The sequence below is a fragment of the Sphingomonas sp. DMC6 genome (genome assembly GCF_056314225.1).
The window spans coordinates 1-12,155 of sequence record NZ_JBQUYT010000009.1; the positions used below are offsets into that span (position 1 = coordinate 1).

Annotated in this window: 14 protein-coding genes; 6 read left to right on the forward strand and 8 right to left on the reverse strand. The window is 65.7% G+C overall.

Annotation, left to right across the window (positions count from 1 at the left end; translation table 11 throughout):
- Positions 1-126 precede the first annotated feature (126 nt).
- From proC to ACT53M_RS17115, 5 genes are all read right to left on the reverse strand, one after another.
- Positions 127-933 carry a pyrroline-5-carboxylate reductase gene (proC, locus tag ACT53M_RS17095; protein WP_476234938.1) on the reverse strand — a complete coding sequence of 269 codons (807 nt, stop codon included), beginning with the start codon at positions 931-933 and terminating at the stop codon, positions 127-129.
- Positions 934-942: 9 nt separating this feature from the next.
- Positions 943-1,446 carry a type III secretion system chaperone family protein gene (locus tag ACT53M_RS17100; protein ID WP_476227280.1) on the reverse strand — a complete coding sequence of 168 codons (504 nt, stop codon included), beginning with the start codon at positions 1,444-1,446 and terminating at the stop codon, positions 943-945.
- A gap of 118 nt (positions 1,447-1,564) precedes the next feature.
- Positions 1,565-1,831: an accessory factor UbiK family protein gene (locus ACT53M_RS17105; RefSeq protein ID WP_476227065.1), complete on the reverse strand. Its 267-nt coding sequence runs from the start codon at positions 1,829-1,831 to the stop codon at positions 1,565-1,567.
- A gap of 21 nt (positions 1,832-1,852) precedes the next feature.
- The gene (locus tag ACT53M_RS17110) at positions 1,853-2,410 is read right to left on the reverse strand and encodes a TspO/MBR family protein (protein ID WP_476234940.1); all 558 of its coding nucleotides are present in this window, start codon (positions 2,408-2,410) and stop codon (positions 1,853-1,855) included.
- 171 nt (positions 2,411-2,581) lie between these two features.
- Positions 2,582-3,319: a TlyA family RNA methyltransferase gene (locus ACT53M_RS17115; protein WP_476234941.1), complete on the reverse strand. Its 738-nt coding sequence runs from the start codon at positions 3,317-3,319 to the stop codon at positions 2,582-2,584.
- Positions 3,320-3,444: 125 nt separating this feature from the next.
- Between ACT53M_RS17115 and ACT53M_RS17120 the strand changes: the two genes are divergently transcribed.
- The 5 genes from ACT53M_RS17120 (at position 3,445) to dxs (ending at position 8,662) form a co-directional block, all read left to right on the forward strand.
- Complete coding sequence (locus ACT53M_RS17120; RefSeq protein ID WP_476234942.1) at positions 3,445-4,167, forward strand: RBBP9/YdeN family alpha/beta hydrolase; 723 nt, start codon at positions 3,445-3,447, stop codon at positions 4,165-4,167.
- A gap of 228 nt (positions 4,168-4,395) precedes the next feature.
- The gene (locus tag ACT53M_RS17125) at positions 4,396-5,640 is read left to right on the forward strand and encodes a serine hydrolase domain-containing protein (RefSeq protein WP_476234943.1); all 1,245 of its coding nucleotides are present in this window, start codon (positions 4,396-4,398) and stop codon (positions 5,638-5,640) included.
- Between the two features lie 86 nt (positions 5,641-5,726).
- On the forward strand, positions 5,727-6,113 hold the full coding sequence (locus ACT53M_RS17130) for a MerC domain-containing protein (protein WP_476234944.1): 387 nt from the start codon (positions 5,727-5,729) through the stop codon (positions 6,111-6,113).
- Positions 6,114-6,195: 82 nt separating this feature from the next.
- Positions 6,196-6,663 (forward strand): Fur family transcriptional regulator, encoded by a 468-nt coding sequence (locus ACT53M_RS17135; RefSeq protein ID WP_476234945.1) that lies wholly within the window; start codon positions 6,196-6,198, stop codon positions 6,661-6,663.
- A gap of 73 nt (positions 6,664-6,736) precedes the next feature.
- Positions 6,737-8,662, forward strand: a complete 1,926-nt coding sequence (gene dxs, locus ACT53M_RS17140) for a 1-deoxy-D-xylulose-5-phosphate synthase (protein ID WP_476234947.1) — start codon at positions 6,737-6,739, stop codon at positions 8,660-8,662.
- Between the two features lie 41 nt (positions 8,663-8,703).
- Here the strand turns inward: dxs and ACT53M_RS17145 are convergent, their stop codons facing one another.
- The 3 genes from ACT53M_RS17145 to recO form a co-directional block, all read right to left on the reverse strand.
- Positions 8,704-9,807 carry a glycosyltransferase gene (locus ACT53M_RS17145; protein ID WP_476227056.1) on the reverse strand — a complete coding sequence of 368 codons (1,104 nt, stop codon included), beginning with the start codon at positions 9,805-9,807 and terminating at the stop codon, positions 8,704-8,706.
- A complete protein-coding gene (leuB, locus tag ACT53M_RS17150) occupies positions 9,804-10,856 on the reverse strand; it encodes a 3-isopropylmalate dehydrogenase (RefSeq protein ID WP_476234949.1) in 1,053 nt (350 codons plus the stop codon). Before leuB ends, ACT53M_RS17145 begins: the two co-directional genes overlap by 4 nt.
- A gap of 70 nt (positions 10,857-10,926) precedes the next feature.
- Positions 10,927-11,658, reverse strand: coding sequence for a DNA repair protein RecO (recO, locus tag ACT53M_RS17155; protein ID WP_476234950.1), 732 nt, complete (start codon positions 11,656-11,658; stop codon positions 10,927-10,929).
- A gap of 122 nt (positions 11,659-11,780) precedes the next feature.
- Here recO and ACT53M_RS17160 point away from each other — a divergent pair, with 122 nt between their 5' ends.
- Complete coding sequence (locus ACT53M_RS17160; RefSeq protein ID WP_476234951.1) at positions 11,781-12,155, forward strand: PRC-barrel domain-containing protein; 375 nt, start codon at positions 11,781-11,783, stop codon at positions 12,153-12,155.

Here is a 12,155-nt window from a genome sequence, read left to right on the forward strand (position 1 = left end):
CTCGCGGCCAACTTCCTTGCAATGGTCCAGCTTGCCTCAATGCGGCTGTGGCTCAGGGCTTATGAGTCTACGGCCTAGCCCTGTATCACGAGGTGATGGCTTAGTGCCGTCACGCTCCACAGATGGCTATTTGCGCGCTTCGGCGGCCATTTCGGCATTGCGGCGGGCAGATGCAGCCAGCGTCTCTGCCATCAGGCGCATCAGCGCACCGTCGCGATCGAGCACATTCAGGCCCTCGCGCGTCGAACCACCCGGGCTGGCGACCCGATCGGCAAGCGCCGCGGGCGAGACATCGGCCTGCGCCGCCAGCAGCGCCGATCCTTCGACCGTGGCGACTGCCAGCCGCTGCGCCTGTCCCGGTGGCAGGCCGAGCGCGACGCCGGCGGCGGCCATCGCGTCGATGAAGCGATAGACAAAGCCCGGCCCGCATCCGGCCAGCGCCGTCACGCTGTCGAGCTGCGCCTCGCTCTCGATCCACTCGACCAGCCCCAGCGGCTCCATCAGCCCCTGTGCCGCGCGGCGCAACCGGGCGTCCTGGCTGGGCGTATGGAGCGCGACCACGCCCTTGCCGATCGCCACCGGCAGATTGGGCATCGCCCGCACCACTGTCTGCGCGCCGAACCGCGCCTCAAGCACGGCGACTTCGACGCCGGCGAGCACGGAAACGAGCAAGGGCACGCCCGCAACCTGACGGCCGATCACGTCGGCGAGCGCATGAAGTTGCTGCGGCTTCACGGCCAGCACCAGCGTGCTGGGCGCCGCCAGCCCCTCCGGGCTCGCCACCAGCCTTACACCCGCCGGCACGGCAGGCGTGCCCGGGTCGATCACGGTAATGCGGTTGGGGTCGATGCCGGCGCCGATCCAGCGGCGGAGCATCGCCCCGCCCATGTTACCGCAGCCGACCAGCCAGATGTTCGCCAGGGGGGCTTCCACGCCGGAAACTCAGGCCTCGCCCTGGGTTTCGATCAGCGCCGCCGCCAGTGCTTCCGACGGGCTCTTGCCGCCCCACAGCACGAACTGGAAGACCGGGTAGAAGCGCTCGCACTCGTCGATCGCGCTTTCCACCAGCAATTCCGCCTGGGTCAGCGTCAGCGAAGCGCCTTCGTCGCCGTCGATCAGCGCGGCGTGGCGGAACAGCAGGATGCCGCTCGACGACCAGAGCTCGAAATGGCCGATCCACAGCTGCTCATTGACCAGCCCGACCGTCTCGTACAGCGATGCGCGCCGCTCGTCGGGCACGCGAATGTCCGGGAACGCCAGAAACTGCAGCACGCCATCGTCTTCGCGCCAGATGGCGCGCAGCTCATAATGCGTCCAGCTGCCCTTCAGCTTGGCGACGATTTCATCCTCGTCGCGTTCGAAGGTCCAGCCATGCGCAGCGAAATAGCTTTCGAGCATGTCGATCGGTGCCGCCGCGTCGCGATCGAAACCCGCCTCGTCGAGCATCAAGACCTCCGCACCGATGGACTGGCAAGACATGCTCCTGCCAATCGCGAAACGCGCTCACAAGCGCGACGTTCGAAGTCCGCTCGAAAAACTGTGGACAAGCAGCGCGTTCCTGCCGTCACGCATCGCCCTTGGTGGCGCCGCCCAGCTTGGCTTCCAGCGCATCCAGCCGCGCCTTCAGCGCATCGGCCTCGTCGCGCGCGGCCGCAGCCATCGCCTTCACGGCCTCAAACTCGTCACGGCTGACGAAATCCAGCCCGCCGATCCATTCGCGCGCACGTTCGCGGGCGGCGGATTCGGTTTCGCGGGCCACACCGGCCAGGGTGCCGGCGGCGCCGTTCACCATCTTCACCAGATCGTCGAACAGGCGGTTATCGGTCTGCATGGAAATTTCACTCACTCGTTTTCAGCGAATCTCGATCTGGTCATTCGCGCGGCCCGGCGCAATCCCTTCCGCGTCGGGATTCAGGACATGCACCTGATAAAGCAGCGCCGTGGCAAAGCCCACCCACAAGAGATAGGGCAGCAGCAACAGCCCCGCGCCGGTGCGAATCCGCCAGAAGACCAGCAGGGTCGCCAGCACCAGCACGAAAAGCACGGCAATAACGCCCAGCGCAGCCACGACCTGATGAAAGCCGAAGAACAGCGGCGTCCAAGTGAGATTGACCGCGAGCTGCACGAAGAACAGCAGGATCGCAGCCCCCCGGCCCCGCGCGCCGCGGGCATGCAGCACCATCGCCAGCGCCAGGCCCATCAGGATGTACAGAATCGTCCACACGATCGGAAAGGCAATGTTCGGCGGCATGATCGCCGGCTTCTGCAGCTGGACGAACCAGGGATTGTCCGGCCCGGACGGCACAAATCGCGCAGAGGCAAGCCCCAGCAGCAGCACGAACGGCACCGTCACCACCGCCCAACGCATAAAGGCCAGCCGCAACTGGCCCTTGGACGCAATCTCGCTCACCCCCCGATGCTCCTTTTGATCACCGCAACCGACGCCTCCGGCTCGCCCTTTCGGCGCCCCGCCCTTGCATCGACTGCGGCGCGGCAAATTGCCGGCGACCCACATGGATAAGGAAAGAGTAACCGGCCGCAGGCGGAGGTGGCAAGGGCAACCTCTTGCCTTCACGAAGTTTCAGATGGGGCGCTGCGCCGCTACCAGAAACTCCACATTGCCTTCGGGGCCGGTGATCGGACTGGCGACGATGCCCTCCACCCGCCAGCCCTGCCCCGTCAGCCAATCCGCAACGGCATCGCAAACCCGCTGGTGCACGGCCGGATCGCGCACCACGCCGCCCTTGCCCACTTCGTCGCGCCCTGCCTCGAACTGGGGCTTGATCAGTGCGACCAGCCGCGCGCCGGGCCGCGTAAAGCCCAGCGGCACCTCCAATACCTTGGCCAGGCCGATGAAGCTGGCATCGCACACCACCCAATCGATCGACTCGGGAATATGCGCTTCGGTCAGGATACGGGCGCTGGTCTGTTCGTGGACGACGACGCGGGGGTCCTGCCGCAATTTCCAGGCGAGCTGGTTGGTGCCGCTGTCGACCGCATAGACTCGCGCCGCACCCTTGGTCAGCAGCACATCGGTAAAGCCGCCGGTCGAGGAGCCGACATCGATCGCCACCGCACCCGTCACATCCCAGCCGAAATGGTCCAGCGCATGCGCCAGCTTGATTCCGCCGCGCGACACCCAGGGGTGGTCGCGCCCGCGCACTTCGATCGCGGCGTCCTCCGCCAGCATCTGGCCCGGCTTGTCGATCTTGCGTTCGCCGGCAAAGGCGAGCCCCGCCATGATCAGCGCCTGGGCACGGGTACGGCTTTCGGCGAGCCCCCGATCGACGAGCATCTGGTCGGCGCGCTGCTTGGCCATGGCGCCCCTTTAGGCGCGGCCAACGGCCCGGCGCAACCGCCCATCGCTCCGCCGCAAGCGCATTGCCCACTAATTCAGTAGGGATTACGTAGGGGGTCCGGCCATCCCTCCAGAGGAGTGGATTTATGACCATCTTTTCGCCGATCGATGATCGCTCGCCGATCATTCTTACCGTTCCGGGCCTGGGTGGATCAGGCCCCTCCCACTGGCAGACGCTGTGGGAACAATCGCGCCCCGACACCCACCGCGTCGAACTTGGCATGTGGGACACGCCGCATCGCAATGCCTGGGTAACGCGACTCGACCAGGCGATCCGCCAGGCACAGGCACCGGTGGTGCTGGCGGCACACAGCCTGGGCTGTCTGGCGGTAGCATGGTGGGCCGAACTGGCCGGCCAGCCCTTTGGCTTTCCGGTCGCCGGTGCGCTGTTGGTGGCGCCCGCCGATGTCGATCGCGACTCGGCGCCGGAAGAACTGCGTACCTTCCGGCCGACGCCCACCAAATTGCTGCCCTTCCCCTCGATCGTGGTGGCCAGTTCGGATGATCCCTGGATCGGCATCGATCGGGCACAGGCGCTGGCCAAGGGCTGGGGCAGTCTGTTCGTCGATGCCGGGCCGCAAGGGCATCTCAACGCCGCCAGCGGGATCGGCTGGTGGGAAGAAGGCCAGGTGCTGCTCGACCGGGTGCTCGATACCGGCACACAGGGCAGCGGCCGGGTGCGTTCGGCAGCGGAAGCACGCACGCTTTTGGCGGTAAATGCCACCGATGCCGCCCAGTCGCATTATCTCGGCGGGCGCCCCGCCCGTTCGCCGCAGCAGGGAGCAAAATTGACGCATGCCCGTTGGTAGCAGCGTATAAATCGGCTACATTGATACCATTGGGCGTGGCCGGGTGACGTACCCTAGAGCGTCATCCGGCCTACGCCCTTTTTTCTTCCCTCCTCGCCCGCTGCGCATATCTGCACCTCGATTTTTTCGCGGTCCATGACGCTGCGCGGGATTGGCCTGGATCGCTATATGTCATAACACTGTCTCGCACGATGACTCACCAGGGGTCACGGAGTCGGGAGAGGATGAATGCGATACAAAGCTGCGCGGGCACTCCGCGCCGGGTTGCTGGGCTGCGCGCTGGTGGCCGCCCCGATCGTAGCGAAGGCACAGCAGAGCCTGCCGGCGGTGCTGACCGAAGGCCCCCATTCGGATGTTCCGGTCGCCGTGCAGATCGCCCGCTGGCACATGCTGGATGGCGACATCAACGCGCTGACCTTCCACAGCATGGACAGCCTGTTCACGACTCGGACGGTCGCCCATTCCGGCACGCCCTGGCAATTGCCGCACGCCGACCATGCGCTCGATTTCAGCTATGACTTTGGCGGGCAAAGCCACGCGGCCGCCGATTTTGCCGAGCGCACCTACACCAACGCGCTGCTGATCATGAAGGACGGCCGCATCGTTACCGAGCTCTATCGCAACAACACGCGGCCCGACATGCGCTTCATCGGCTGGTCGATGACCAAGTCGATCGTGTCGCTGCTGGTCGGCTGTGCGGTGCAGGAAGGACGAATCAAGTCGCTCGACGATCCGATCACGGCCTATCTGCCCGAGCTGAAGGACGGCGCCTATGCCGGCGTCACGATCCGCCAGATCCTGCAGATGCGGTCCGGCGTCGATTATGAGGAGCGCTACGACTTCCAGCACCCGGGAGTGGCCGCGCGCAACCACATCGGCGCGCTGGTCAAGAATGTCGTCCGGTTCGCCGATGCCGCACGCAAGGTACAGCGCGCCCATGCGCCGGGCAGCACCTTCCAGTACAAGACGATCGACACGGCCGTGCTCGGCTGGCTGCTCGAGCGCGTGAGCGGCGGCAGCAACCTTGCTGCCTATATGACGCAGCGACTTTGGGAACCGCTGGGTGCCGAAGCGGACGGTTTCTTCCTGATGGACGGGCAGCCCGGCGTCGGGCGCGAGTTCAGCGGTGCGGGCTTCAACGCCACACTGCGCGACTTTGCCCGGCTGGGCCAGATGGTGCTCGATGGCGGCAAGGCCAATGGCCGCCAGATCGTGCCGGCTGACTGGATCGCCACCGCCACGCGCCCGACCGTGCCCGAAAAGCCCGGCGAACTCGGCTATGGCTACCAATGGTGGACACTGGGCGACGGCACCTTTTCGGCGATCGGGCTGCAGGGACAGTTCATCTTCGTCGACCCGAAGAGCCGGACCGTTGTGGTGAAACTCAGCTATTTCCCGCCCGACGCGAACACCACGGAAATGGCCGAAACGGTCGCGTTCCTGAAAGCAGCCTCTGCCTGGACGCCGCACTGACCTGCCCATTCGGGAGGCCTCACTGCGCCTCCCGAATTTTCAGATGATATGTTGTACCGTTTATCCGGCAGGTATATATGCCGACCATGTCGTTGAGTATCCCCTGGTCCCGGCTTGTCGCGGGTCTCGATTCGCACTTCGATCGAATCGCGATCGCGATCAGCGGCTTGTGCCTGGTTCATTGCATCGGCACCGCAGTATTGCTGACGGTACTCTCCACGGCGGGCGGCCTGCTCAATCCGCACATTCATGAAGTGGGGCTTATGCTGGCGATCGGCATGGGCATCATCGCGCTGGGCCGCGGAATCGTTTCGCACGGCTATATGGCACCGGCGGTGGTGGGTGCGTTCGGGCTCGGCATCATGGCCGGCGCCCTCAGCCTTCCGCATGGTGGTTTTGAGATTTTCTGGACGCTGGTGGGTGTGTCGCTCGTCGCGCTGGGGCATGATCTCAACCGCCGCGCGACCTATTGATACCGCGGTACGGGCCCCCGGGCCGTTCCTACGGAAGATGCACAAGCTTGCCGGAACCGGCCACACTGCCTAAATCGCACCCATGGGCGCCCATATGCATCACGATCATCACGAACGTCAGGGCGACGACCTGACCCGCGCTGCTCAGGCGACGCTGGAAAAGGCCGGCGAGCAATGGACGGCGATGCGCGAGCGCGTGTTCGAGGCGCTGGCCGCGTTCGACAAGCCTGCCTCCGCCTATGACATTGCCGAGGCCGTGTCGAAGCTGGAGGGGCGCCGGGTCGCCGCGAACAGCGTCTATCGCATCCTCGACCTGTTCGTCGGCGCCAATCTTGCGCGGCGGGTCGAAAGCGCGAACGCCTATGTCGCCAACGCGCATCCCGATTGCCTGCACGACTGCATCTTCCTGGTGTGCGACCAGTGCGGCCAGACCACGCATATCGACGACGATACGATCACCCGCAATGTGCGCACCGCCGCGCGGAACGCGGGCTTTTCACCGGAGCGTCCGGTGATCGAGGTGCGGGGAAAGTGCCACAATTGCGAGTGATTGCACGGCCCCTGCACGATACCTGTACCATTTGACCGTTCGACTTGCGTCCAACACTACGCTAACAAGGCCCATGGCCGATCTACCGCAGACGCCGTTGCTCGACACTGTCGACACGCCCCACGATCTCCGCAAGCTCAAGCCGACTCAGCTGCGCCAGCTGGCGGACGAACTGCGCGCCGAAACCATCAGCGCGGTGGGCACCACCGGCGGCCATCTCGGCTCCGGGCTGGGCGTGGTCGAGCTTACGGTTGCGCTCCACTATGTCTTCAACACCCCCGACGACCGGCTGATCTGGGACGTCGGGCATCAATGCTATCCGCACAAGATCCTTACCGGCCGGCGCGCGCGCATCCGCACACTGCGCCAGGGTGGCGGATTGTCGGGCTTCACCAAGCGCAGCGAGAGCGAATATGATCCGTTCGGCGCGGCGCACTCATCCACTTCGATATCGGCCGCCCTGGGCTTCGCCATCGCGAACAAGCTGAACGAGGCGCCCGGCAAGGCGATCGCGGTGATCGGCGACGGCGCGATGAGCGCGGGCATGGCCTATGAGGCGATGAACAATGCCGAGGCGGCGGGCAATCGCCTGGTCGTGATCCTCAACGACAACGACATGTCGATCGCCCCGCCGGTGGGTGGGCTGTCGGCCTATCTGGCGCGGCTGATCTCGTCTTCCGAATATCTCGGCCTGCGCGAGCTGGCGAAGCGCGTCACCCGGAAGCTCTCGCGCCGCCTCACCGCCGCCGCCGGCAAGGCGGAGGAATTCGCCCGCGGCATGGCGACCGGCGGCACGCTCTTCGAGGAACTGGGCTTCTATTATGTCGGCCCGATCGACGGCCATAATCTCGACCACCTTATCCCGGTGCTCGAAAATGTCCGCGATGCCGAAGAAGGCCCGATCCTCGTCCATGTCGTGACCAAGAAGGGCAAGGGCTATGCCCCGGCCGAAAACGCCGCCGACAAATATCACGGCGTGCAAAAGTTCGACGTCATCACCGGTGCCCAGGCCAAGGCCCCACCGGGGCCGCCCGCCTATACCAAGGTGTTCGCCGACGCGCTGATCGCCGAGGGCGAGCGCGACGCCAGCATCTGCGCGATCACCGCGGCGATGCCGTCGGGCACGGGCCTGGACAAGTTCCAGGCAATGTTTCCCGATCGCACCTTCGACGTAGGCATTGCCGAGCAGCACGCCGTCACCTTCGCCGCCGGCCTCGCGGCACAAGGGATGCGGCCATTCTGCGCGATCTATTCCACCTTCCTGCAGCGCGCCTATGACCAGGTGGTCCACGACGTCGCGATCCAGAACCTGCCGGTCCGCTTCGCGATCGACCGCGCCGGGCTGGTCGGGGCCGACGGCGCCACCCATGCCGGCAGCTTCGACGTGACCTATCTCGCCAGCCTGCCCAATTTCGTGGTGATGGCCGCCGCCGACGAGGTCGAGCTGGTCCACATGACCCACACCGCCGCGCTGCACGACAGCGGCCCGATCGCGCTGCGCTATCCGCGCGGCAACGGCATCGGGCTGGAGCTGCCCAAGGTTCCCCAGCGGCTGGAAATCGGCAAGGGCCGCGTGGTGCGCGAGGGCAAGAAGGTCGCGATCCTCTCGCTCGGCACCCGCCTGGCCGAGGCGCTCAAGGCCGCCGACGCGCTCGACGCCAAGGGCCTGTCGACCACCGTCGCCGACCTGCGCTTCGCCAAGCCGCTCGACGAAGCGCTGATCCGCCGCCTGCTGACCACGCACGAAGTCGCGGTGACGATCGAGGAAGCGTCGATCGGCGGCCTCGGCGCGCATGTGCTGACGCTGGCGAGCGACACCGGCCTGATCGACGCGGGCCTGAAGCTGCGCACCATGCGCCTGCCCGACATCTTCCAGGATCAGGACAAGCCCGAAAAGCAATATGACGAAGCCGGCCTCAACGCCGCGCATATCGTCGAGACGGTGCTGAAGGCGCTGCGCTATAACGAAACCGAACTGGCCGACGGCGCGCGCGCCTGAGAGTGAGCGCCCCTCCCTTCACAGGGAGGGGCGAATAACCGTCAGTACCGGCCCCAGACGAAGCGCGACGACAACGCGAAATTCCACACTGCGGCCACCGCTATGCCCGCCAGTGCCGACAGGCGCCAGTCGCCATGCTGGACATTGTGCAGGAACGCCGCGAGCCCGACATTGGCCGCCGCCCCCACCGCGCAGACCAGGCAGAAGCTCACCCAACCGCCCAGCAATGCCGCGAATCCGCGCAGCCGCCGCTCGCGATAGGTCAGCGCGTTGTTGAGGAAGAAATTGAACGTCATCGCCACGATCGTCGCGACGATGGTGCCCGTCACGAACGGCTGGCCAAGCATGCGGAAGAGCAGGAACAGCACCGACAGGTGTACGGCAGCGCCGACCGCGCCGATTGCCGAGAAGATCGCAAACCGCACCGGCACGACCTTGCCGAACATCCGGTCGTAGAGCGCAATCAGATATTCCATCGCCACGACATGGTCGAGCTTGCTTTCGCCTTCGGTGCGAACCCGGAAGGTATAGGGCAGTTCCAGAAAGCGCAGCGGCTGATGGCTCGCGGTCATGATGTCGAGCAGAATCTTGAAGCCGATCCCCGACAGCCCCGGCACCAGTTCGCGCACAATCGGTGTGCGGACCATGAAGAAGCCGCTCATCGGGTCGGTCAGGTCGGCCTTCAGCACCCGGCGCGACAGGCGCGTCGCGAAGGCCGATTTGGCCACCCGCTCGCGATCCCAGTCACCCGTGCCGCCGCCGCTGCAGAAGCGCGAACCGACGACGATGTCGAGTTCGGCATCGGCCTGCAGCGCATCGAGCATCTTGGGCAGCAGCCTTTCGTCATGCTGCAGATCGCCGTCGATCACGGCCACGCAAGGGGCCGCCGTTGCGCACATGCCTTCGATACAGGCCGACGAAAGCCCGCGGCGCCCGATCCGCTGGATCACGCGCACGCGCGGGTCGCGACGGGCGATCTCACGCGCAACCTCCGACGTTCCGTCGGGGCTGTTATCATCGACGAAGATCGCCTCCCAGTTCCGCCCTGCCAATGCCGCGTCGAGTTTCTCGACCAGCAACGGCACATTGGCGCGTTCGTTGAACGTGGGAATGACGACGGCGAGTTCGAGCAGATTTGTGCTCACTGAAGCTCCAGCAACACCGCATCCCCCATCGCGGCGGTTGACAAATTACCTCCCAGATCGGCCGTCCGCGCGCCCTTGGCGAGCGCTGCGGCAACCGCTTTTTCTATGCGCTGCGCGGATGCTTCGTCGGCCAGCGAATGCCGCAGCAACATGGCCGCAGAAAGGATCGCAGCGCAAGGGTTTGCCTTACCCTGTCCGGCAATGTCCGGCGCGCTGCCATGGATCGGCTCGTACATGCCGTTTGCGCCCTGCCAGTCGACGAGCGACGCCGAGGGCAGCATGCCGATCGAGCCGGCGCACATGCTCGCCTGATCCGAAAGGATGTCACCGAACAGGTTACCGGTCACGATCACGTCGAACTTGCCCGGCGCGCGCACCAATTGCATCGCGGCATTGTCGACATACATGTGGGTCAGCTCGACATCGGCATAATCGGATGCGATGTCGTTCACCACGTCGCGCCACAGTTGCGAGGTTTCGAGCACATTGGCCTTGTCGACCGAGCAGAGCTTCTTGCGGCGGCGGCGGGCCATTTCGAAGCCGACGCGGGCGATGCGCTCCACTTCGCTTTCGTCATAGCTCATGATGTCGAAGCCCTGGCGCAGCCCTTCCAGGTTGGTGCGCCGGCCCTTCTCGCCGAAATAGACATCGCCCGTCAGTTCTCGGACGATGACGATGTCGAGGCCGTTCACTACTTCCGGCTTGAGCGGCGAGGCATCTTCCAAGCCGGGGAACAACGTTGCGGGGCGGATATTCGCGAATAGCCCCAGTTCGCGGCGGATGCCCAGCAGCGCCGCTTCCGGGCGCAGATGTCGTTCAAGCGCCTCGAACCGCGGATCGCCGATCGCGCCGAACAGCACCGCATTGGCGCGCTTGGCCAGCGCCAGCGTCTCCGGCGGCAGCGGGCGGCCGGTAGCGAGGTAGGCAGCGCCGCCGACCAGCGCTTCCTCGAACGTCAGGTCGAGGTCGAGTGCTTCGAGCACCCGGCGCGCTTCGCGAGTGACCTCGGGGCCGATCCCGTCACCGGGCAGAACTGCAATCAGCGGCATTCGAATTCCTTCCGCCTCTCGGCCTTGTGCGAGAGGTAATATGCGCGCCGCTTAGCCGCGTGCGGGCCAATTATGCAACTGCCCGCAACAATCGGTCCACCAGCCGTTCGCGCGCGGCGATTAGGTCCGCCCCCTTGCCGATCAGCAGGTCGCGCGCCAGGAAATGCCCCGTAAGCCGGAGACCGGCAACGATATCAGGCCATTCCGCCGCCCCGCCCAGGGTTAGAAAGGGCGGCAGCGGCAGCAACCGCGCGGCATAGTCCCCTGCCCCCGCCCGACTGATCGCCATGCCGCTTTTGGGGCTGACATAGGCGAGATCGTCGCGTGCGCCGGTGACTGCACATTGCTCCAGATCGAGTCCGAAACCAAGTTCGGCCAGGAGCAGCAACTCGTATCGTACCATCGCTACCGCCCATCCCCGAGCGGCGGGGGCGGCCTCGATAGCGGCCAGCAGCCCCTCCAGCGCTGCATGAAGCTGCGGATAGGGCAGCCCCTCCGGCAAGGTCGCCGCCGTCAGTGCCGTGCTCCAGGCAAGGGCCGCCGCAGGCAGCGGCTCACCGAACAGCGGCGCCCGGCTGTGGAGCAGCTCTACGGTAAGCGCCGCAAGCTGCTCTTCGGTACGGGCCCGCCAATCGCCGAGCACCACGTTGGAAGGCTGCAGCACCGGCCGCAGCGCCCGCGACCGACCGCCACGGACATAGCCGGGCTGCACCCCCTCCCGCGCCGTCAGCGCCCGCACGATCGCACCATGTTCGCCATGGCCACGCACGCTCAACAAAATGGCTTCGGCGCGAAGGTGCATAAGGCGCGATGTAGGCTGCCCGGCGGCGAAGGGAAATGGCGGATGCGGCGGCGCCTCATCGCGCTCCCGGAACGACTTCGCGCATCGCGCATTCCCACTCGCACATGCGGAGGAATGCAATCATGTCCGAAACGTCCGAAGATACCAGCCTGCTCGTCACTGCCCGCGTCGAAGGGCTGAAGGTGCGCAGCCGCGACGGGGACAATCTGGGCCAGGTGCAGGCACTGATGGTCGAGAAGGGCAGCGGCCGGACTCTCTATGCCATCCTCAGCCTGGGTGGCTTCCTCGGCATGGGCAAGAGCTATTATCCGCTGCCCTTCGAGGCGCTGGCCTATGATCCGGCGGCAGATGATTATGTCGTAACGATCGACCGCCGCGTGCTGGAGGGCGGCCCGAGCTGGGCCAGCAACCCGCCCGAATTCACCCAGGGCTATGCCGACCGCGTTTCCAGCTATTATGGCTATACCGCGGCACGGGTCGATCGCGTGCCCGGTTGA

Coding starts and splice junctions, on each gene's coding strand:
- ACT53M_RS17135 (WP_476234945.1), top strand. CDS start 6,196: ATGGGCGCCCATATGCATCACGATCATCACGAACGTCAGGGCGACGAC.
- ACT53M_RS17115 (WP_476234941.1), bottom strand. CDS start 3,319: ATGGCCAAGCAGCGCGCCGACCAGATGCTCGTCGATCGGGGGCTCGCC.
- ACT53M_RS17100 (WP_476227280.1), bottom strand. CDS start 1,446: ATGCTCGACGAGGCGGGTTTCGATCGCGACGCGGCGGCACCGATCGAC.
- dxs (WP_476234947.1), top strand. CDS start 6,737: ATGGCCGATCTACCGCAGACGCCGTTGCTCGACACTGTCGACACGCCC.
- ACT53M_RS17160 (WP_476234951.1), top strand. CDS start 11,781: ATGTCCGAAACGTCCGAAGATACCAGCCTGCTCGTCACTGCCCGCGTC.
- leuB (WP_476234949.1), bottom strand. CDS start 10,856: ATGCCGCTGATTGCAGTTCTGCCCGGTGACGGGATCGGCCCCGAGGTC.
- ACT53M_RS17105 (WP_476227065.1), bottom strand. CDS start 1,831: ATGCAGACCGATAACCGCCTGTTCGACGATCTGGTGAAGATGGTGAAC.
- ACT53M_RS17125 (WP_476234943.1), top strand. CDS start 4,396: ATGCGATACAAAGCTGCGCGGGCACTCCGCGCCGGGTTGCTGGGCTGC.
- ACT53M_RS17120 (WP_476234942.1), top strand. CDS start 3,445: ATGACCATCTTTTCGCCGATCGATGATCGCTCGCCGATCATTCTTACC.
- ACT53M_RS17130 (WP_476234944.1), top strand. CDS start 5,727: ATGTCGTTGAGTATCCCCTGGTCCCGGCTTGTCGCGGGTCTCGATTCG.
- recO (WP_476234950.1), bottom strand. CDS start 11,658: ATGCACCTTCGCGCCGAAGCCATTTTGTTGAGCGTGCGTGGCCATGGC.